This window comes from Amycolatopsis sp. NPDC028719 (assembly GCF_055565395.1).
This window is the reverse complement of sequence record NZ_JBVHUL010000010.1, coordinates 291,201-310,316: the sequence shown is the minus strand read 5'-3', so window position 1 is coordinate 310,316 and position 19,116 is coordinate 291,201. Positions and strand designations below refer to the sequence as shown.

At 69.1% G+C, this 19,116-nt stretch carries 20 protein-coding genes; 10 read left to right on the top strand and 10 right to left on the bottom strand.

Features of this window, described 5'->3' with window-relative positions; genetic code table 11:
* Positions 1-10: 10 nt before the first annotated feature.
* The 5 genes from ACZ4TR_RS38045 to ddaH form a co-directional block, all read right to left on the bottom strand.
* A complete protein-coding gene (locus tag ACZ4TR_RS38045) occupies positions 11-1,192 on the bottom strand; it encodes a glycosyltransferase family 4 protein (RefSeq protein ID WP_465292989.1) in 1,182 nt (393 codons plus the stop codon).
* The gene (locus ACZ4TR_RS38040) at positions 1,182-2,492 is read right to left on the bottom strand and encodes a nucleotide sugar dehydrogenase (RefSeq protein WP_465292987.1); all 1,311 of its coding nucleotides are present in this window, start codon (positions 2,490-2,492) and stop codon (positions 1,182-1,184) included. Before ACZ4TR_RS38040 ends, ACZ4TR_RS38045 begins: the two co-directional genes overlap by 11 nt.
* A 287-nt stretch (positions 2,493-2,779) precedes the next feature.
* Positions 2,780-3,475, bottom strand: coding sequence for a glycoside hydrolase family 75 protein (locus ACZ4TR_RS38035; protein WP_465292985.1), 696 nt, complete (start codon positions 3,473-3,475; stop codon positions 2,780-2,782).
* A 218-nt stretch (positions 3,476-3,693) separates the two neighbouring features.
* On the bottom strand, positions 3,694-4,353 hold the full coding sequence (locus tag ACZ4TR_RS38030; RefSeq protein WP_465292983.1) for a polysaccharide deacetylase family protein: 660 nt from the start codon (positions 4,351-4,353) through the stop codon (positions 3,694-3,696).
* Between the two features lie 80 nt (positions 4,354-4,433).
* Complete coding sequence (ddaH, locus tag ACZ4TR_RS38025) at positions 4,434-5,270, bottom strand: dimethylargininase (protein WP_364514255.1); 837 nt, start codon at positions 5,268-5,270, stop codon at positions 4,434-4,436.
* Between the two features lie 74 nt (positions 5,271-5,344).
* On the opposite strand from ddaH, the gene ACZ4TR_RS38020 reads away from it, so the two are divergent.
* Complete coding sequence (locus ACZ4TR_RS38020; protein WP_026468878.1) at positions 5,345-5,791, top strand: Lrp/AsnC family transcriptional regulator; 447 nt, start codon at positions 5,345-5,347, stop codon at positions 5,789-5,791.
* 256 nt (positions 5,792-6,047) lie between these two features.
* Here ACZ4TR_RS38020 and ACZ4TR_RS38015 read toward each other — a convergent pair whose 3' ends face one another.
* Positions 6,048-6,191 (bottom strand): hypothetical protein, encoded by a 144-nt coding sequence (locus ACZ4TR_RS38015; RefSeq protein WP_465292981.1) that lies wholly within the window; start codon positions 6,189-6,191, stop codon positions 6,048-6,050.
* A gap of 22 nt (positions 6,192-6,213) precedes the next feature.
* Here ACZ4TR_RS38015 and ACZ4TR_RS38010 point away from each other — a divergent pair, with 22 nt between their 5' ends.
* From ACZ4TR_RS38010 to ACZ4TR_RS37995, 4 genes are all read left to right on the top strand, one after another.
* Positions 6,214-6,969: an enoyl-CoA hydratase gene (locus ACZ4TR_RS38010; protein WP_465292979.1), complete on the top strand. Its 756-nt coding sequence runs from the start codon at positions 6,214-6,216 to the stop codon at positions 6,967-6,969.
* 262 nt (positions 6,970-7,231) lie between these two features.
* Positions 7,232-9,157 (top strand): 2-oxoacid:acceptor oxidoreductase subunit alpha, encoded by a 1,926-nt coding sequence (locus tag ACZ4TR_RS38005; RefSeq protein ID WP_465292977.1) that lies wholly within the window; start codon positions 7,232-7,234, stop codon positions 9,155-9,157.
* Between the two features lie 34 nt (positions 9,158-9,191).
* Positions 9,192-10,256, top strand: a complete 1,065-nt coding sequence (locus ACZ4TR_RS38000; RefSeq protein ID WP_465292975.1) for a 2-oxoacid:ferredoxin oxidoreductase subunit beta — start codon at positions 9,192-9,194, stop codon at positions 10,254-10,256.
* Positions 10,257-10,368: 112 nt separating this feature from the next.
* Positions 10,369-10,707, top strand: a complete 339-nt coding sequence (locus tag ACZ4TR_RS37995; RefSeq protein WP_465292974.1) for a VOC family protein — start codon at positions 10,369-10,371, stop codon at positions 10,705-10,707.
* A 53-nt stretch (positions 10,708-10,760) separates the two neighbouring features.
* Here the strand turns inward: ACZ4TR_RS37995 and ACZ4TR_RS37990 are convergent, their stop codons facing one another.
* The 3 genes from ACZ4TR_RS37990 to ACZ4TR_RS37980 all read right to left on the bottom strand — a co-directional run bounded on the left by ACZ4TR_RS37990 (position 10,761) and on the right by ACZ4TR_RS37980 (position 13,519).
* Positions 10,761-12,008 carry a sunset domain-containing protein gene (locus tag ACZ4TR_RS37990; RefSeq protein ID WP_465292973.1) on the bottom strand — a complete coding sequence of 416 codons (1,248 nt, stop codon included), beginning with the start codon at positions 12,006-12,008 and terminating at the stop codon, positions 10,761-10,763.
* 16 nt (positions 12,009-12,024) lie between these two features.
* A complete protein-coding gene (locus ACZ4TR_RS37985; protein ID WP_465293112.1) occupies positions 12,025-13,077 on the bottom strand; it encodes a polyprenyl synthetase family protein in 1,053 nt (350 codons plus the stop codon).
* 115 nt (positions 13,078-13,192) lie between these two features.
* Complete coding sequence (locus ACZ4TR_RS37980; protein ID WP_465292971.1) at positions 13,193-13,519, bottom strand: DUF6204 family protein; 327 nt, start codon at positions 13,517-13,519, stop codon at positions 13,193-13,195.
* 170 nt (positions 13,520-13,689) lie between these two features.
* Here ACZ4TR_RS37980 and ACZ4TR_RS37975 point away from each other — a divergent pair, with 170 nt between their 5' ends.
* The 5 genes from ACZ4TR_RS37975 (at position 13,690) to ACZ4TR_RS37955 (ending at position 17,517) form a co-directional block, all read left to right on the top strand.
* Positions 13,690-14,346 carry a hypothetical protein gene (locus tag ACZ4TR_RS37975; RefSeq protein WP_465292970.1) on the top strand — a complete coding sequence of 219 codons (657 nt, stop codon included), beginning with the start codon at positions 13,690-13,692 and terminating at the stop codon, positions 14,344-14,346.
* Positions 14,347-14,641: 295 nt separating this feature from the next.
* Positions 14,642-14,914, top strand: coding sequence for a hypothetical protein (locus ACZ4TR_RS37970; protein WP_465292968.1), 273 nt, complete (start codon positions 14,642-14,644; stop codon positions 14,912-14,914).
* On the top strand, positions 14,914-15,540 hold the full coding sequence (locus tag ACZ4TR_RS37965; RefSeq protein WP_465292966.1) for a DUF3558 domain-containing protein: 627 nt from the start codon (positions 14,914-14,916) through the stop codon (positions 15,538-15,540). The genes ACZ4TR_RS37970 and ACZ4TR_RS37965 overlap by 1 nt, the downstream gene beginning before the upstream one ends.
* Positions 15,540-16,820: a PPE domain-containing protein gene (locus ACZ4TR_RS37960; protein ID WP_465292964.1), complete on the top strand. Its 1,281-nt coding sequence runs from the start codon at positions 15,540-15,542 to the stop codon at positions 16,818-16,820. The genes ACZ4TR_RS37965 and ACZ4TR_RS37960 overlap by 1 nt, the downstream gene beginning before the upstream one ends.
* Before the next feature lie 4 nt (positions 16,821-16,824).
* On the top strand, positions 16,825-17,517 hold the full coding sequence (locus ACZ4TR_RS37955) for an ESX secretion-associated protein EspG (RefSeq protein ID WP_465292963.1): 693 nt from the start codon (positions 16,825-16,827) through the stop codon (positions 17,515-17,517).
* Between the two features lie 27 nt (positions 17,518-17,544).
* Here the strand turns inward: ACZ4TR_RS37955 and nuoN are convergent, their stop codons facing one another.
* A complete protein-coding gene (gene nuoN, locus ACZ4TR_RS37950) occupies positions 17,545-19,116 on the bottom strand; it encodes an NADH-quinone oxidoreductase subunit NuoN (protein ID WP_465292961.1) in 1,572 nt (523 codons plus the stop codon).

Below are 19,116 nucleotides of genomic sequence, written 5' to 3'. Positions count from 1 at the left end.
CGAACGGCGATCAAGACTTCACGGCGTGCTCATACGCGGCGAGCAGGTTCTTCGCCGAGTTCGCCCACGAGAGCGCGCCGGCCACCCGGGCCTGGCCGAGCTTGCCCATCCGAACCCGCTCCTCGGGGTCGTCGAGCAGCTGCGAGACGAGCTTCGCGAACGCCGACTCGTCGTTCGCCGGGGCGTAGACCGCCGCGTCGCCCGCCGACACCCGCGCTTCGCGCAGTTCGAACGAGACGATCGGCTTGCTCATCGCCATGTACTCCATGACCTTGTTCATCGTGGAGACGTCGTTGAGCGGGTTGAGCGGGTCCGGCGACAGGCAGACGTCGGCGGTGGAGAGGTAGCGGACCAGGTCCTCGTCGGGGATCCGGCCGGTGAACTCGACCTGGTTGGCCAGCCCGAGCTTGGCCGAGAGCGCGACCATGTCGTCGAAGGCGTCGCCGGAGCCGACGAACACCGCGTGCCAGTCGGTGCGCCCGATCTCGTCGCGCAGCTTCGCGAGCGCGCGCAGCGCGTAGTCGACGCCGTCCTGCGGGCCCATCACGCCGAGGTAGGCGAGCAGGTGCGGCTTGCCCTTCTTCAGCTCGGGCTCGACGGGCACCTCGTGGAACCGCTCGACGACCGGGGCGCTGCGCACCACGAAGACGTCCTCGGGCTTCTTGCCGCCGCGGATCCGCGCGACCTGCTTGTAGCTCTCGTTCGTCGAGATCACGACGTCGGCGGCGCGGTAGGTGGCCCGTTCGAGCGCGCAGACCCCGCGGTACAGGAGGTCCTGCCCGCGGTCGAACCGCGAGAGGTACAGCTCCGGGCAGAGGTCGTGCTGGTCGAAGATGAACCGCGCGCCCTGGCGCTTCAGCACCTTCGCGACCAGGTACAGCAGGTCCGGCGGGTTGCAGGCGTGCACGACGTCGACCGGCCCGATCTTGCGCGCCAGCCGCAGCGTGTGCCACAGCGCGGTGCCGTACTCCTGCAGGTAGCCGGCGGGCCCGCCGGTCGCCGCCTTCAGCGGGTATCGGTGGATGTGGACGCCGTCGACGACGGCTTCGGCCTCGGTGTCGCGCTTGGTGCCCTGCGGGCAGATCACGTGGACTTCCCAGCCGGCGTCGCGCAGGGTCGTGGACTCCTGCCAGACCCGCCGGTCGAAGGGAACGGACAGGTTTTCGACGAGGATGAGCGCTTTACCAGGCAAGGCCGGCGTATCCCTCTTCAAGGCGACGCGTCTCGGCGTCGGGCAGGCGGACGAGGTCGACGATCACGCGGTCGTGCGGCAGGGCCGCCAGCACGTCCGGGTCCTTGGTGCCGACGAGCAGGACGTCGGCGTGGTCCATGACTTCTTCGACGGACGCGGCGAGCAGCTGGCCGAGGTGCGGCAGCCGGCTCTCGATGTATTCGCGGTTGGCGCCCATCAGCCGCGACAGGCTGACGTTGGCGTCGTAGATCTTGAGGTCGAAGCCCTTGCCGAGCAGCTTCTCGGCCAGCTCGACCAGCGGGGACTCGCGCAGGTCGTCGGTGCCCGGCTTGAACGACAGCCCGAACAGCCCGACCTTGCGCTTGCCGGTGCGCGCGACGAGGTCGAACGCGCGCTGCAGGTGGTCGGCGTTGGACGCGAGCACGTGCGACAGGATCGGCACGCTGACGTCGGCGCGGTGCGCGGCGTAGACCAGCCCGCGCAGGTCCTTCGGCAGGCAGGAGCCACCGAACGCGAAGCCGGGCTTGAGGTAGGCCGGGCTGATGTTGAGCTTGGTGTCGGCAAGGAAGACGTCGATCACCTGGTGCGAGTCGAGGCCGAGCGCCCGGCAGACCGCGCCGAGCTCGTTCGCGAACCCGATTTTCAGACCGTGGAAGGAGTTGTCGGCGTACTTCGTCATCTCCGCCACCGGGATCGGCACGCGGAAGACGGGACCGGGCAGGCCTTCGTACAGCGCCGCGACGGTGTCGCCGCTGACCGCGTCGATCTCGCCGATCACGGTCTTCGGCGGGTCGAAGAAGTCGCGGACGCTGGTACCCTCGCGCAGGAACTCGGGGTTCACCGCGACGCCGAAGTCGACGCCGGCCGTGCGGCCCGAAGCCTTCTCCAAGATCGGGACCAGCAGGTCCAGGCAGGTGCCGGGCAGCATCGTGCTGCGGAAGACGACGGTGTGCCGCTCGCTCTTGTTCGCGATCGCTTCGCCGATCTCCTCGGCGACGCGCTCGAGGAAGACGGTCGAGAGGCTGCCGTTCGACGCCGACGGCGTGCCGACGCAAACCAGCGAAATCTCGCTGTCCGCGACGGCTTCCGCGACGTCGGTCGTGGCTCTCAGCGCGCCACTCGCGACGACTTCGGCGGTCAGCTCGCCGATCCGTTCCTCGACCACCGGAGCCTTGCCCTGGGTGATGAGGTCGATCTTCACCGGGTTGACGTCCACGCCGACCACCCGGTGTCCTTGCCCCGCCAGGCACGCGGCGGAGACACAACCGACGTAACCGAGCCCGAAGACACTGATCCTCACGCCAAACCTCCGCTTTTCCCACGCGACCCATGAGTTGGTCGGCGGGCCCCCCTGGATCGTTACCGTGGGGGCGGCGAACGGGGTAATGCGTGAGACGGCCGTCAGGCGTAACGGTTTCCCGGTAAAAAGAAGGTCTCGGATGTGCATGTTGCAGTGGATGGGCAACGCGGTCGGCGCGGTTCCGGTCAGCGGGTCTCGAACAGGCGTTTCCGTTCCGGCATGTAAGTCCCCAGCACAGCAGCCGGGGCCGACCCCGTCACATGCGGATCGGCCCCGGAACGGCTAATTCAGTTGTTGTTCACGAAGGTGGTGGCGAGGCTTTCGCCCTTGCTCGTCGCGGCGGAGTGGTTCTCGATCGGCGAGACCGTCGAGTTCTTGAAGCAGATGTACGTCACCCCGGAGTCGGTGCCGCCGTTGGACGGGTCGGGGTTGATGCCGAGGTCCTTCGCGGTGGCGTAGGAGGCTTCCCCGATGATCTGGCTCGGCCCGGTGTCGCCGATGACCGCGTACTCGACCTTGCCGTTGTAGATCACCGCGCAGGAGCCGCCGCCCTTCAGCTGCGACGACGAGTACTTCCAGATGCTGCTGGAGCTCGGCACGACGATGTAGGGCAGCTTCGCGGCGTTGAGCGGTTTGCCGTCGGACTGGTGGAACGCCGTGTCGTCCTGGTAGCAGCAGTCGGTGTCCTCGTTGCACTGCGTGGAGCGCTGGCCGTCGCAGTCGATGTCCATGTCGGCTTTCCAGAACACGGCGCCGTTGGCGTCGCAGACGGCGACGGTCTTGCTCGAAACGTCTTCGTCGGTCTTGTACTTGCCGTTGGAGACCTGCTTGCAGCTGTTCGTCTTGGCGAGCAGCTGGGCCGCGGTCGGGGCGGCCGCGGTGGTGGCCGGCGTCGCGGCCGGGGCCGGCGCCGCTGACGCGAGGGCCGAGGGCACCACAGCCGCGGCGAGCGCCATGGTCGCGAGCAGGATCAGTTTCCGCATTGGTGCTCCCTTTAGTTAGGAAACTTTCCTTACGGCGGCGAGGCGACCAGGATGCACCCCGGACGAAGGCGCGGACAAGACCTGACGGTGCGGGAATTTCCCATCATGCGGAGCCGGTTGACGAAAACGCTGCTCACCGGGAGGCGGCCCCCGAAATCGGTTTCGGTCCTGTGCCGATCACCGGGAAGACGCCTGCCCCGGCGAAAGCCGGCACGGCGTCAGCGAACGGGGCGCCGGAACAGCCGGCTCACCCAGTTCCCGTCCCGCCGGCGCCCGGCGACGAGCACGTCGTCCAGCCATTCGCCGTCGACGTCGTGCCGGAGCTCCGTGCGCGCCTGCAGCCATCCGTCGTGGCTCGCCGCGCCGCCGTCGCTCGTGTACACCCGCGTCGCGCCCGCCTGCCGCAGCCGGGTCAGCACCTGCCGGTCGTACGCACCGAACGGCAGCGAAAACCGGCGCACCGGGCGGCCGCACAGAGCGCCGAGGAGCTTCGGCGCCTCCGTCAGCTCGCGACGGGCGTGGCGGTCGTCGAGGCGGCGCCAGTCGCGCGGCTCCCAGCCGTGCGAGCCGATCTCCATGCCCGCGCGCGCCAGCTCGCGCACGCCGGCGCGATCGAGGTAGCCGCGCTGGCCGAGGCGGCCGGCGAGCGGGAAGAACTCCGCCGTCAGCCCGCGGTCGACCAGCCGCGGCAGGGCGACCTCGACGTCGGACTCGTTGCCGTCGTCGAAGGTCAGGTGGACGTCGTCGCGCTCGGCGACGACCTCCAGCACCTGCTCGAACTGCTCGACCGTCACCCAGCGTTCGTCCTCGCCGGGGTCGAGCTGCCGAGCCGGCCGCCCGATCCCGTGCAGGGCGAGGTTCACCGTCACCGCTCCCACCGCCTGCCACCGCGAGTAGTCGATTTGTTACTTCGATTAATCGCCATGGCAAACGGGTGAGTTACAGGTTTTCCGGAAAATCAGCCCTTCCGGATTTCCAGCGTGCAGCACTTCGGGCCGCCGCCGGCTTTTCGCAGCTCAGAGATGTCGACGTACACCGGCTCGTACCCCCGATCGGCGAGGAGTTCACCCAACCGGGTGGCCTCGACGGGGAGGACGACATTGCGGCCATCGGACACGCCGTTGAGGCCGAAGCACTCGGCGTCTTCCCGCGTCGCGAGCACGGCGTCCGGGAAGAGCCGCTCCAGCACGCGGCGCGACCCGGCCGAGAACGCCTCCGGGTAGTAGACGATCTGCGCGCGTGTCGTGTCCGTCGCTTCGGCGAGCACGAACAACGCCGTGTCGAGGTGGTAGTAGCGCGGGTCGATCAGGTGCAGCGAGACGACCGGGACGCCGAGGACCTCCTGCGCCTCGGCGTGCGCGGCCGGGTCGGTGCGGAAGCCGGTGCCGGCCAGCAGCAGCGTGCCGGTCCAGGCGAAGTCGCCCTCGGCCTCGTTGATCTTCTCCGGCATGGTGATGTCGCGGTAGCCGTGCTCGACGAACCAGCGGCGGAAGTGCTCGGCCTCGGCGGCCCGCTGCGGCGCGCGGAACCGCGAGCCGAGGACGCGGCCGTCGACGACGGTGCCGGAGTTCGCGGCGAAGACCATGTCGGGCAGGCCGGGCTGGGGATCGATCTCCTCGACGGTGTGACCGAGGCGGCGGTAGGTGTCACGCAGCTCGGTCCACTGCGCGACGGCGACGTCGGCGCTGACCGGCTGGGTCGGGTCCATCCAGGGGTTGATCACGTAGTCCACCGCGAAGTGACGCGGGGGGCACATCAGGTATCGACGGGTGGTCGGTACGCGCATCGCCTGCATGATTGCAGGGTAAGGCGCGCCTAAACTCGCAATCAATCGCTGTTCGCTGCGCATATCTGTGCTAAGTGTTGCGTGTGAACACCATCGACCAGCGAATCGTTTCGTGCCTCGTGGCCAACGCGCGCTCGAGCTACGCGGAGATCGGCAAAGTGGTCGGCCTGTCCGCCCCGGCGGTGAAGCGACGGGTCGACCGGCTGCTGGAAACGGGCATCCTGCGCGGGTTCACGGCGGTGGTCGACCCGGAGGCACTGGGCTGGGGAACGGAGGCGTTCGTCGAGGTCACGTGCCAGGGCAACATCACCCCGGCCCGCATCCGCGCGCGGCTGGAGCCATTGCCGGAGGTGGTGGCGGCGTACACGGTGTCGGGGGCAGCGGACGCGATCGTCCACCTGCGGGCGGCGGACATCCACCACCTGGAGACGGCGCTGGAGCGGCTGCGCGGGCTGGAGATCGTGGACCGGACGGTGTCGACGGTGGTGCTCTCGCGGCTGCTGGAGCGGCCGCCGACGCCGGAGGAGTGACGCCTCCGCCCCCCGTCTTCCAGCGTATCGGCGGGGACCGACGGCTTCGGCCGGGTGCGGGGAGTTGTCCACAGGCCCGGGGCAGCTGTGCACAGGTACCGGGCATTTGTCCACAGGGTCGGAGCGTCTGTGTACAGGTCCACGAGCGCCAGCCCGCGAGATCGCAAAACTGTCGGCCCCCGCCGATACGCTGGACACCGGGGGCCGGAGGCCCGCCCTCAGCTCCAGATGCCCCCTCACGAACGCCCGCCGCAGCTCACGAACGCCCGCAGCACCAGCAGCGCTCCGTCCGGACGCCCGCCGCAGGGAACGTCACCGCCTGCCGGTCGACCGCAGCGCGCCGGCGACGTCCGCCGGACAGCTCGAGCAGATCCAGCGCCGCCAGGACCGTGCCCCTCACGCACCACCAATACCCTGGCCGGATGACCGACAGCATCGTCAGCGAGCACGCCGGCGGCATCGCGCTGCTGACCGTCGACGCCCCCGGCAGCCGCAACGCGCTCACCCTCGACCTCTCCGCCCAGCTCGCCGCCGCCGTCGAAGCCGCGGAACAGGACGAAGACGTCCACGCCGTCGTCGTCACCGGCACGCCGCCCGCGTTCTGCGCCGGAGCCGACCTGACCGCGCTCGGCAGCGCCGACGAAACCGGCCTGCGTGCCATCTACGAGGGCTTCCTCGCCGTCGCGCGGTGCGCGCTGCCGACCATCGCCGCGGTCGGGGGCGCCGCCGTCGGGGCCGGGCTGAACCTCGCCCTCGCCGCCGACGTCCGCATCGCCGGGCCGCGCGCGAAGTTCGTCGCCCGGTTCCTCGAGCTCGGGCTGCACCCCGGCGGCGGCATGACCTGGATGACGCAGCGGCTGGCCGGCCCGCAGCAGGCCGCCGCGATGACCTTGTTCGGGCAGCCGCTCGACGCCGAAGCCGCCGTACGCGCCGGGCTGGCACTCAAGGTGGTCGAAGGCGACCTCGTCGCCGCCGCGAAGGAGCTCGCCGCCCCGGCGGTCGCCGCGCCGCGCGAGGCGCTCCTGGCCACCAAGCGCAGCCTCCGGGCCACCGCCTCGCTGGCCGCGCACGCCGACGCCGTCGACGTCGAGATCGAGCCGCAGCTCGCGTCGCTGGCCTCGCCGGAGTTCGCCGAGCGGCTCGAGGCCATGCGGGCGCGGATCCGGTCCCGTTCCTGATCCCAGCACGTGGACACCCCTAGGCGAGACCCGGGTCACAGCGAGGACAGGGGTTTACCCGTTACCATCGGTCACACGTATTTGTCGGACCAGCACAGAAGAAGCGGTAGCGCAGTAATGAGGTCGTTCCGGACGGCGGGAGTCTAGGAACATCGTGGTCGGACGCGAGCTAACCTCGTGGTAGGGCCTGGTGATCCGCCTGTCACGACACCGGGCAGGTGACCGATGGCCGCAACGTCGGGAGAGAGGGAATCCCTGACCCATGAGCACGAGTGCGAACGGCAACGGCGCTGGTCACGGCTCGCTCGCCGCGACCAGGCACACCGAGATCAGCAAGCTCGACCGGGTCGTGATCCGGTTCGCGGGCGACTCGGGTGACGGTATGCAGCTGACCGGCGACCGCTTCACTTCCGAGGCCGCCGCGTTCGGCAACGACCTGTCGACGATGCCGAACTTCCCCGCCGAGATCCGTGCCCCGCAGGGCACCATTCCCGGTGTATCGAGCTTCCAGGTCCACTTCGCCGACTACGACATCCTCACCCCCGGCGACCGCCCGGACGTGCTGGTCGCGATGAACCCGGCCGCGCTCAAGGCGAACCTCGGCGACGTCCCGCACGGCGGGACGATCATCCTCAACACCGACGACTTCATCAAGCGCAACCTGACGAAGGTCGGCTACGCGGCCGACCCGCTGGAAGACGACACGCTCGCGGCCTATCAGGTCCACCGGGTCGCCATGTCGACCCTGACCCAGGGCGCGCTCGCCGAGACCGGCCTCGGCAAGAAGGACGCCGAGCGCTGCAAGAACATGTTCGCGCTCGGCCTGCTGTCGTGGATGTACCACCGGCCCACCGACGGCACCGAGCAGTTCCTGCGCGAGAAGTTCGCCAAGAAGCCGGACATCGCCGAGGCCAACATCCTGGCCTTCCGGGCGGGGTGGAACTACGGCGAGACGACCGAGTCGTTCGCGACGACGTTCCAGGTCGCGCCGGCGAAGCTGAAGCAGGGCACCTACCGCCAGATCACCGGCAACACCGCGCTCGCCTACGGGCTCGTGGCCGCCGGGCAGCGCTCGGGCCTGCAGATCCTGCTCGGGACGTACCCGATCACGCCGGCGTCGGACATCCTCCACGAGCTGTCCAAGCACAAGAACTTCGGCATCATCACCTTCCAGGCCGAGGACGAGATCGCCGGCATCGGCGCCGCCCTCGGCGCGTCCTACGGCGGCGCGCTCGGCGTCACCTCGACGTCCGGGCCGGGCGTCGCGCTGAAGTCGGAGGCCGTCGGCCTCGGCGTGATGGTGGAACTGCCGCTGGTCGTCATCGACGTCCAGCGCGGTGGCCCGTCCACCGGCCTGCCGACCAAGACCGAGCAGGCCGACCTGCTGCAGGCGATGTTCGGCCGCAACGGCGAGTCGCCGGTCCCGATCGTCGCGCCGCTGTCCCCCGCGGACTGCTTCGACGCGGCCGTCGAGGCCACCCGGATCGCCCTGAAGTACCGCACCCCGGTGCTGCTGCTCTCCGACGGCGCGATTGCCAACGGCTCCGAGCCGTGGCTGATCCCGGACGTCGAGACGCTGCCCGACCTGCACGTCGAGTTCGCGTCCGAGCCGAACGCCGACAACGACTCCGGCGAGTTCTGGCCGTACGTGCGCGACCCCGAGACGCTCGCCCGCGCGTGGGCCGTCCCGGGCACGCCGGGGTTGCAGCACCGCATCGGCGGGCTGGAGAAGGCCGACAAGACCGGCCACATCTCCTACGACCCGGACAACCACGACAAGATGGTCCGGCTCCGGCAGGCGAAGATCGACGGCATCGACGTCCCCGACCTGGTCGTCGACGACCCGAGCGGCGGCAAGGCCCGCGTGCTCGCCCTGGGCTGGGGCAGCTCGTTCGGCCCGATCGGCGCGGCGTGCCGCCGGGTGCGCAAGCTCGGGATGCCGATCGCGCAGGCCCACCTGCGCCACCTCAACCCGCTGTCGGCCAACCTCGGCGACATCCTGCGCAGCTACGACAAGGTCGTGGTCCCGGAGATGAACCTGGGCCAGCTGTCGCTGCTGCTGCGCGCGAAGTACCTCGTGGACGTCCACTCGCACACGAAGGTCGCCGGGATGGCGTTCAAGGCCGAAGAGCTGCAGAACCTGTTCTCGGAGATCATCACCGGCGTTACTACGGAGGCGGCGAAATGACCACCGCCGACGTTCTCTTCACCGCGGAGGCGGCATGACTACTGTCGACATCGGGCTCCCCACTCTCGGCGGCCTGGACCTTGTGCCCACCACCGAAGAGCCGCAGAAGGCCAAGGACTACAAGTCGGACCAGGAAGTCCGCTGGTGCCCCGGATGCGGCGACTACGTCGTGCTGAACGCGGTCCAGTCCTTCTTGCCCACGCTCGGCCTCAAGCGCGAGAACATCGTCTTCATTTCGGGCATCGGCTGCTCGTCGCGCTTCCCGTACTACCTCAACACCTACGGCATGCACTCGATCCACGGCCGCGCGCCGTCGATCGCGACCGGGCTCGCCACCACGCGCCCGGACCTGTCGGTGTGGGTCGTCACCGGTGACGGCGACGCGCTGTCCATCGGCGGCAACCACCTGATCCACGCGTTGCGGCGCAACGTGAACATCAAGATCCTGCTGTTCAACAACCGGATCTACGGGCTGACCAAGGGCCAGTACTCCCCGACGTCGGGCCAGGGCATGGTCACGAAGTCAACGCCGATGGGGTCGGTGGACACGCCGTTCAACCCGCTGTCGCTGGCGATCGGCGCGGAGGCGTCGTTCGTGGGCCGGGCGATGGACTCCGACCGCAAGGGCCTCACCGAGGTCCTGCAGGCGGCGGCGCAGCACCGCGGGTCGGCGCTGGTGGAGATCTACCAGAACTGCCCGATCTTCAACGACGGCGCGTTCGACGTCCTCAAGGACGCCGACGAGGCCGCCGCCCGGCTGATCCCGCTGCAAGCGGGCGAGCCGATCCGCTTCGGCCCCAACCAGGAGTTCGGCGTCAAGCGCGGCGACTGGGGCGGCTTGGACGTCGCGAAGGTCGCGGACATCGGCGAGGACAACGTCGTGGTGCACGACCCGTCGATCGTCGACACGTCGTACGCGTTCGCGCTGTCGCGCCTCGGCGACCAGAGCCTCAACCACGTCCCGACGGGCATCCTCCGCCAGGTCGAGCGCCCGACGTACGACGACGGCGCCCGCGCCCAGGTCGAGCAGGCCCGCGCGGCCCGCACCCCCGACCTGCAGGCCCTGCTGCGCGGCAAGGACACCTGGACGGTCGCGTAACCGCTTTCCAAGGTCCGTGAAGGCCTCCTTACCGGCTCAAGATGCCGGGAAGGAGGCCTTCACGGCTTTCGGGGGTTGCGGGACTTGGGACGCGTGTCCTAAATTTTGGGTCATGCGACCTTTTGTGTTCTTCGATGTCCGGACGTCCGATGTGGACGGCACCAAGCGGTTCTTCGGTGAGCTGCTGGGCTGGGAGTCCGCCGGGCCCCTGTTCACCGCGGACGGCACGCCGTGGGGCGGCCTCACCGAACTGGCCCCGGACGACGACCGCGCGCCGCAGTGGCTGCCCTACGCGCCGGTGTCCGATGTGGACGCCGCGGCGGCGAAGGCGGTGGCACTGGGCGGAACCCTCGTGCGCGAGCGCACGGACCTGCCCGTCGGCTCCCTGGTGGTGGTCACCGACCCCGGCGGCGCGGCCATGGTCCTGTTCGAGCCGGCCAAAAAGCCGTGAATGTCGCATTGAGGGACTTCAAGTCCCTCAATGCGACATTCACGGCTTCGAACTCAGCTGAGCGGCCGGAACCCGACTCGCTCGGCGTCCTCGGCGGTCCGGAACCACACCTCGGCCACCATCTTCGGGAACTGCGCCGATTCCTCGGTGCAGTAACGCAAGGCCGTCACGCTTGCCTTCACCTCGAACCCGTCGCCGGGCCGCCCGCCGCCGGGCCGCGGCATCGCCGAGCCGGGGCCGAACGGGCCGGGCGGGACCGCGTCGCCGGCCACCTGCCGCGCGGGCGGCGGCTCGGGGGCGGCCGGCGCCGCCTGGTTCGGCTGCACCGACGGCTCGAACAGCGAGCCGCTGTGCGCGCCGGAGAGGTCGGTCTCGCGCCGCTCGACGGTGCGCATCGACGGCTCGATCGGTTGCGGCGCCTCGAATCCGCCGCGCAGCGCCTCCCGCGGCTGCCGCTTCGGCAGCACCTGCGTCGCCTCGGCCGGGGTCTCCGGCGGCACGTCGAGCCGGCCGAGGGCCCCGGTGTCGTCACCGGCGAACGCGTACTGCGGCGCCTCCTCCGGCTCGGCCTCTTCGGCCTGCCCGACCTGGTCGCCGCCGACCGACAGGTAGCGCGTGCGCTCCATCGGCTCCTCGAACGCCGACCGCTCGGACGGCGGCTCGTGGTCGAACCAGTCCGGCGCCGGCGCGGGCGTCTCCTCCGCCGGGGGCCGGAACAGCGAACCGGCAGCGGGTTCCGGATCGAGCTGCTGCTCGAGCCGCGAAAGCGCCGGCGTGGCGGGCTCGGGCTCGTCCTCGGGCGCCAGGTAGTCGCTCGCGGCGCTGCGGTACGGGTCGTCGTCCTCCGGCTCGGCGACCGGGGTCAGGAACTGCGTCTCCGAGGCCCGGTCTTCGGGCTCGGGCTGCGGCCGGAAGGCGTCGTCGGGGTCCGGGTGCGACCCCGGCGGCACCTGCGAGTCCAGCTCGGCGAAGTCCTCGTCGATGTCGTCGTGGACGTCGTCGCGGTTGAGCGGCGCCGGGGCGACCAGCGTGCCCGGGTACGACGTCTCCTGCCGCGACGGCGCCTGTTCGGGCCGCGGCTCGGGCCGCCGCTCCGGCCGGGCGAAGACCTCGGTGCCCGGCGTGGCCAGCCCCGCGGCGTTCGCCGGGGTGCGCGCGGCGTCGGCGTGGGCCTGCGCCAGCGAACTCTCCAGCTTGCGAACGCTCTTCCGGAGCGGCAGCACCAGCACCAGCCAGGTGAGGAGGACTCCGACGAAGAACGCGGCGAGGCTCCACAGCCAAACCTGTCCGAATATGGACATCTATCCCTGCCCCTGTTTAGTGCGTGCGCGCGACCAGGTAGTCGGCGACCGACTCGCACGCGTCCCGGGCGGGTGACGCGGGCAACGCCGCAAGCTCGGCTCGCGCGCGCTGAGCGTAGTCGGAAAGGGTGACGCGTGCGCGTTCGAGTCCACTACTCGCCCGCAGCAGCTCCAGGGCCTCCTGGACGACGGCGTCGTCGGCGATCGGCCCCGAAAGCAGCTCGGTGAGCCGCGGATCCGTGTCCGGGTCGGCCAGCGCGTACAGCATCGGCAACGTCCGGACGCCTTCGCGCAGGTCGGTGCCCTGGGCCTTGCCGAGCTCGTCGGACGGCGACGCGATGTCGATGATGTCGTCGGAGATCTGGAACGCCGTGCCGATGATGTCGCCGAACCGGCGCAGCGCCTGGATGTGCTCCTCGGCGGCGCCGGACATCATCCCGCCGAAGCGGCCGGCCGTCGCGATCAGCGAGCCGGTCTTCTGCGCGATCACGGTGAGGTAGTGCGCGACGGCGTCGTCACCCGCCCCGGGGCCGACGGTTTCGCGCATCTGGCCGGTGACCAGCTCGCCGAAGGTCTCGGCGATGATCCGCGCCGCGTCCGTGCCGAGGTCGGCGACCAGGCGCGAGGCGTGGGCGAAGAGGAAATCGCCGGTGAGGATGGCGATGGTGTTGTCCCAGCGCGCGTTGACGCTCTCGGCGCCGCGCCGCATGTCCGCCTCGTCCATGACGTCGTCGTGGTAGAGCGTGGCGAGGTGCACCAGCTCGACCGCGGCGGCGGCGATCACGACGTGGTCGTCCTGCTTGGGGCCGAACTGCGAGGACAGCAGGGTGAACAGGGGACGGAAGCGTTTGCCCCCCGCCTCGACCAGGTGCAGCGCGGCGTCGTTGACGGCTTGGACGTCGCTGCGGACGACCTCGCGAAGCAGCTTCTCGACGTCGGCCAGCCCGGTAGCGATCGCGCGCAGCAGGGTCTCGTCGGCGATCTGCAGGCCGACCGACGCGCGCAGGTCCTCGAGGGCGCCACCCGGCGCAGCGGGGAGGGATCCCGCCCCGGGGGCTGGGGAAGGCACAGACACGTCGGCTCCGCTCTACTCGTGCACCGGTCGGGTTATGCCTTGAGCGTAGTGGCTACCCCGCGCGGTCGTTTACCCGCTGTCCTGCGGAAACGGTGACGAACATGACACCTCAGCGGCGCTTGATCCGGATGTCGTCCATGCACGTCGAGCTGACGGTCAGGTCGCGGTGGGGATAGCCCTCCTGCTCCAGCAGTTCCATGGCCATCAGCTCGGCTTGGTCGTGGGCCCGCTGCGTGGCGTCGTCACCGGCAGCGACGTCGAGGGCGACCCGGAAGCCGAAGCCGCCGAGGTGGTGACTGTAGGTGAGCGTGCCGTCCGGGCTGAAGAGCTGCCCGCCGAGGTCGTCGCCGTGGCCGGGGGCGCTCAGCAGCTTCTCGCGAGTGGCCTGGGTGGGCCGGTCGAACTTGCCCCGGACGAGGACGCGGTAGGTCGGCATGCGCGCGAATATACAGAGCTGTATCCGGATACCGAAGGGATTATCCGACGGGTGGTTCATGATCCACGAAGGGGTGATCAGCGGTTTCGGGCGCAACGGACGTCCCGGGCGGGCGGATATTCAGCTCGAGGAAGAGCGTCGCTCTCCCCGGTCGGCAAGGAGGACGCGACATGCGCAACACCATCGCGAGGCGGGGTGCGCTCGCCGGGACACTGATCTTGGCCGGACTCGCCGTCACCGCGGCGCCGGCGCAGGCCGCACCACAACCGGGCGTGGCCCAGATCGGCTCGGCCGAGTTCACCAAGGGTGACGTGGCGATCAAGGTGCCGGTCCAGGGCAAGTGCTCGGTGGACGGCCCGACGAGCGCAACGGCCCAGAAGGTGACGAAGACGGGCATCACCTTCGGCGGCGGCACCTCGTCGTGCACGACGACGGTGACGGACCCGGAAACGGACGCGACGACGACCAAGTCCACGGCGACGGGCAAGGACTTCGAGCTGTCGGCACTGGTGAGCGCGGGCGGGCCGCGGATCAAGCTGTCGACGTACACGGTGACCTGCACGGCGACGCACACGCAGACGAACGCGAACTGGGGCTACGGCGGCATGTCGGGCATCCCGAACCCGCCGAGCCCGGTCCCGGTGGGTTACACGGCGCCGCTCAAGAAGTCCAACGGCACGGTGCTGGCGAACGCGGTGTTCAACATCCAGAACCTCCCGGGCGACGGCAGCATCGGGTTGACGATGCTGCGGATCACCTTCCTCCCGGCGTCGGGCATCAGCGGCCAGGTCGTCCTGGGCCACACATCCTGCTCACCGACCCCGTAAGAGCCATCGAGGGCCGCGGCCGAGGGGGCCGCGGCCCTCGTTCTTCGCCGGCTTTCGGGGTGTGGGAACCCTGGTAGTCTGTGCGCCGTCGGATACGCAGGGTGCCCGGGGTGGAGCACACTGCAAGCTAGGGGAGAGCTGATGACGACGGGGTTGAGTGATGCCTGAGGGTCCGGTTTACGACCCGGGGACCCGGCGAGCGCCTGCGCAGCCGGCCATCCCGGGGGCGGGGTCGTACGGGGGCGGGGCGAGTGGGTCGGGTTTCCAGTACGACGAGGCGACGCTTCGTGAGTTGATGCACGAGTGGAACGACTTGGCGGACGATTTCAGGCGTGACCAGGAGCAGGCTGCGACCATTGCTCGCACCAAGGGACCCGGCCTCGAGTACGCGAGTGGCGGCAACGCCGAAAGCATCCAACAATCAGGCCATGCCCTGCTGGCAACTCTGGGAGCCAGAGAAGAGTACTGCCGCAATATGGCAAATAAAATCAAAGCCGCACTGGGAAAATACGCGGACACCGAAGGCGACCACGCGACAGAAATCAAGCAGACCGGAGGCAGTCTCTGATGCGCCGCACTGTCCCCATGTTCAGCGCATTGTTGCTGACCGTCGTCGCGTGCTCGCCAACCAACCCAGGGAAGCCGTCGGTTCCCAGTACAGGTTCGAACGCAGAGTCCCCGCCTGGAACTAACAAAACTGTTCCCGGCCCGGGTGTACCGAAAGTAGAGCATCCGATCGATGTAGTGCACTTCAAAAAAAGTCCGTGCGACGCATTGAGCGAAACGCAGGTAGAGGCACTCCTCGGATCCGATGCGTCAAGCAAACCCGACTTGCAAGCACCGGCCGGTCCGACTTGCGACTGGGATTCTGCCGGCGTCTCTCAAGCCGGAGTTGGAGTGATCTTCGTGACCGCAGACAGATTCGGATTAACTAGTGTCTATGAGGCAAAAGGAAAGCAGTACCAATTCGTCGAACCACTAGATGCCATCGACGGGTTTCCGACCGCAGCCTATGGCGTTAACGACGAGCGGACGACCCGAGGCAGGTGCGCCATCGCGCTTGGCGTGAGCGACACGCAAACAGTTGACGTACACGTCGCCCAATCTGAGCTCAACATCGGCAAGACGGATCCTTGCGCCGCAGCACATGATGTTGCCGCACAGGTCTTGAGCAACCTTCGGAAGGCGAATTGATGGCCACCGAAGGACCTCTGACGGCGGCACAGATCTACGAACAGATCACAGGTGGCGAAGGCGCCGGTTCACTGGCCGATGCACACGACGGCGCCAATCAGTTGACCACTCGGATGGTTGAGCGGGCTCAGCGGATCAGCGCGCTCCGGGCCAAGACCATGTCCGGGTGGCAAGGGGCTGCCGGGAACTCTGCTGCTGACGCCACCCTCCCCCTTGTTCAAGCCGCTGCTGATGATGCTGTTCATCTCAAGACTGCGCAGACTGCTGTTGGTGCCCAGATGGATGCCTTCGGGACCGCCAAGAACTCCGTCAAACCCGTTGCTCCGCAGCCTCCCGACGTCACCATCGACGATGTTCTTCATGCCATGAACGGCGACGGCACCGGGCCCTACAAGACCAAGGTCGCCGGCTGGCAGGCTGACAGCCAGGCCAATATCGACGCCTTCAGTGCCTATCACTCCGCCAGTGGCACCAATGGTCAGCAGATGCCCGCCCAATACGCGCAGCTCGCCGATTCCGGTGCGCCCATCGGCATGACCACCTCTCATGGTGACACGAGCCGCACGGTCGGCCCCACCGATACCGGTGAGTGGGCCCGGAAGCCGCGAGTTCCCGCGCAGCAGAGCCGGCAGACCGTCCAACCCGGACAGAACCAAACTCGGAACCAGGTTGGAAACCAAGTCCAGAACCAACACCAAACCCAGAGCCAATTCCAGAACCAGGTTCAGCAACCCGGCACCAACGACCCGGGCACCACCCACGCCAACAGCTACGTCCCCACGCCCATCGCTCCTCCCGCCGCTCAGGGTGGGTATCAGTTCGGGCCCACCGGACAGCCCGGTGGCAACTTCGGCGGGAACAACGCCTACGCCCCCTTCGGGCCCGGCACCGGTGGCTACGGAACCACCACGGGAACCGGCGGGTACGGAAGCGGAACGAACACCGGAACCGGCACGGGGTACCGGCCAGGAACAGGCCCCGGCGCTAACCCGGGGACAGGGACAGGGACAGGCGCAGGCACCCGAACCCCCGGCCCGAGCACCGGCGCCCGCCTGCCCGAAGAACGACTCCCCAACGGCACGACCCGAGGCACCCCCGGCGCCCGCGGTGCCAACGGCATGCCCATGGGCTCCCCCGCCGGCGGACGCGGGGGCAAAGAAGAAAACAAAGAAAAGAAATCCGCTGCCTACCTGCGCAATCCCGACCCGGACGAAACCTTCGGCGGGTTCACCGAAAAGCCGATGCCTCCGGTGATCGGCGAGAACCGGCCCAAGAACTAGACCCATGCTCACCGCCGAACTCACCCTGACCACCCTGCTCACCGCCCTGCGCAACGTCGGCGGCGGCGACCCGCACCCGATCTTCGCCCAGGGACTCAGGTATATCCCGCCCTCAGCGAAGACCACCGTCAACCGCGAAGCCTTCGAGGAACTCAGCCGCTACGGCTTCACCCAAGGCGATGGCTTCACGCCTGAGTTCGAAGACGTCCTGCACCTCATCAACCGCCCGGCGAACGAGTTCTCCGCCTACGCGCGCGACACCGAGCGCCAGATCGGCATCCTCGTTGTGGCACGCAACCGCACCGTCGTCAGCGTTGTCTGCCGGGGCGAAACCGTCGAGCTCACCGGCGTCTCCCCCGACACCCACCCCGCCGACGCTCTCGTCTCAAAGCTGCCGCCGTACCAGCCCGCGCCGATCAAGCCCTTCTCGCTTCCCCAGGACGAGTTCAAGCCTCAGGAAGAAAGCGACATCTTCGACGACGCCCCCGCGCGGAGCCGGGAAGCGCAGGAACTCGACGCCTTCTTCCGGGAACCCCACTTCGGCATCGGACAGCTCTACGCCGGGGACACGACCGTCAACTACCTGGACCTCGACGCAGGGCGCGTCGGGATCGCGCTCGCCGACGGCTACATCAGCGTCCTGCCCGGCGATCCGAAACAACTGAGCCACAAACTGAAGGCCGCCACCCCCGAATAAAGGGAGTGGCGGCCTGAAGAACCCAACTCAGGAAGCGAACCCGCCCGCGCCGGCCCAGCTCAGGGCGAAGGCCGGAACCAGGCCGAGGATCAGCGTCACCGCCGTGCCCAGGAAGATCGCCGTTCCCGTGCCGAAGCCCGGGATCGTCACCGTCGGGCCGTCGGCCGCCGGCTCGGAGAAGTACATCAGCACGATCACCCGCAGGTAGAAGAACGCCGCCACCGCGCTGAACACCAGGGCCACCACCACCAGCGGGGCCATTCCGTCCGACAGCGCCGCGGAGAACACCACGAACTTGCCCACGAACCCGGACGTCAGCGGGATCCCCGCCAACGCCAGCAGCAAGAACGTGAAGACCCCGGCCACCAGCGGCGACCGCTTCGCCAGCCCGGCCCACGCCGAGAGGTGCGTTGCCTCGCCCGAAGAGTCCCGCACCAGGCTGATCACGCCGAACGCCGCCAGCGTCGTGAAGCCGTACGCCAGCAGGTAGAACAGCGTGCTCGACAAGCCGTCGCGGGTCATCGCGATCGCGCCCACCAGCAGGAAGCCCGCGTGCGCGATCGACGAGTACGCCACCATGCGCTTGACGTCCGTCTGGGTCAGGCCCAGCACCGCGCCGATCACCATCGAGATGATCGCGACGCCCCACAGGACGCCGCGCCACTCCCAGCTGGTCGAGCCGAACGCCACCGACAGCACGCGCAGGATCCCGCCGAACGCCGCGACCTTCGTGCACGCCGCCATGAACGCCGTCACCGGCGTCGGCGCTCCCTGGTACACGTCGGGGGTCCACGTGTGGAACGGGCCGACCGAACCCTTGAACAGCAGGCCGACCACCAGCAGGCCGAGGCCCGCGAACAGCAGCGTGTCCGAGCGGTCCGAACCGGCCGCCGCCGCCGCGATGTCGCCCAGCTTCACGGAGTTCGCGTAGCCGTACAGCAGCGCGAGTCCATAGAGGAAGAACGCCGAGGAGAACGCGCCGAGCAGGAAGTACTTGACCGCCGCTTCCTGCGACAGCAGCCGACGGCGCCGGGCCAGGCCGCACATCAGGTACAGCGGCAGGGAAAGCACTTCCAGCGCGATGAACATCGTCAGCAGGTCGTTCGACGCGCAGAACGCCATCATGCCGCCGAGGGCGAACAGCGTCAGCGGGAACACCTCGGTCTGCATGACCGTCGCCGTCTGGGCGCGGTCCTGGACCGTGCCCGGGCGGATGCCGGCCTGCGCGACCAGCGCGCCGCCCGGCTCGACCACGCGGTCGGAGATCAGCAGCACCGCGCCGACCGCCAGCGCCAGCAGCGTGCCCCAGAGGAACAGCGCCGGCTTGTCGATCGAGATCGCGCCGCTGAACGTCTTCACGCCGCCCGCGGGCGCGTCGCCCGTGGCGTAGACGAACAGGCTGACGCCGGCCGCGACGATCGCCGCCAGGCTCAGCCCGACCTGCAGGCCGAAGCGTGAGCGCTTCGCGGCGAACGCCTCGACCAGGACGCTGACGCACGCCGCGCCGAAGACGATCAGCATCGGCAGGACCGCCGGGTAGTCCACCGACGGCACCTGCACCGGCGGCTCCGGTGCCTGGGTCAGGAGGATGTCGAGCAC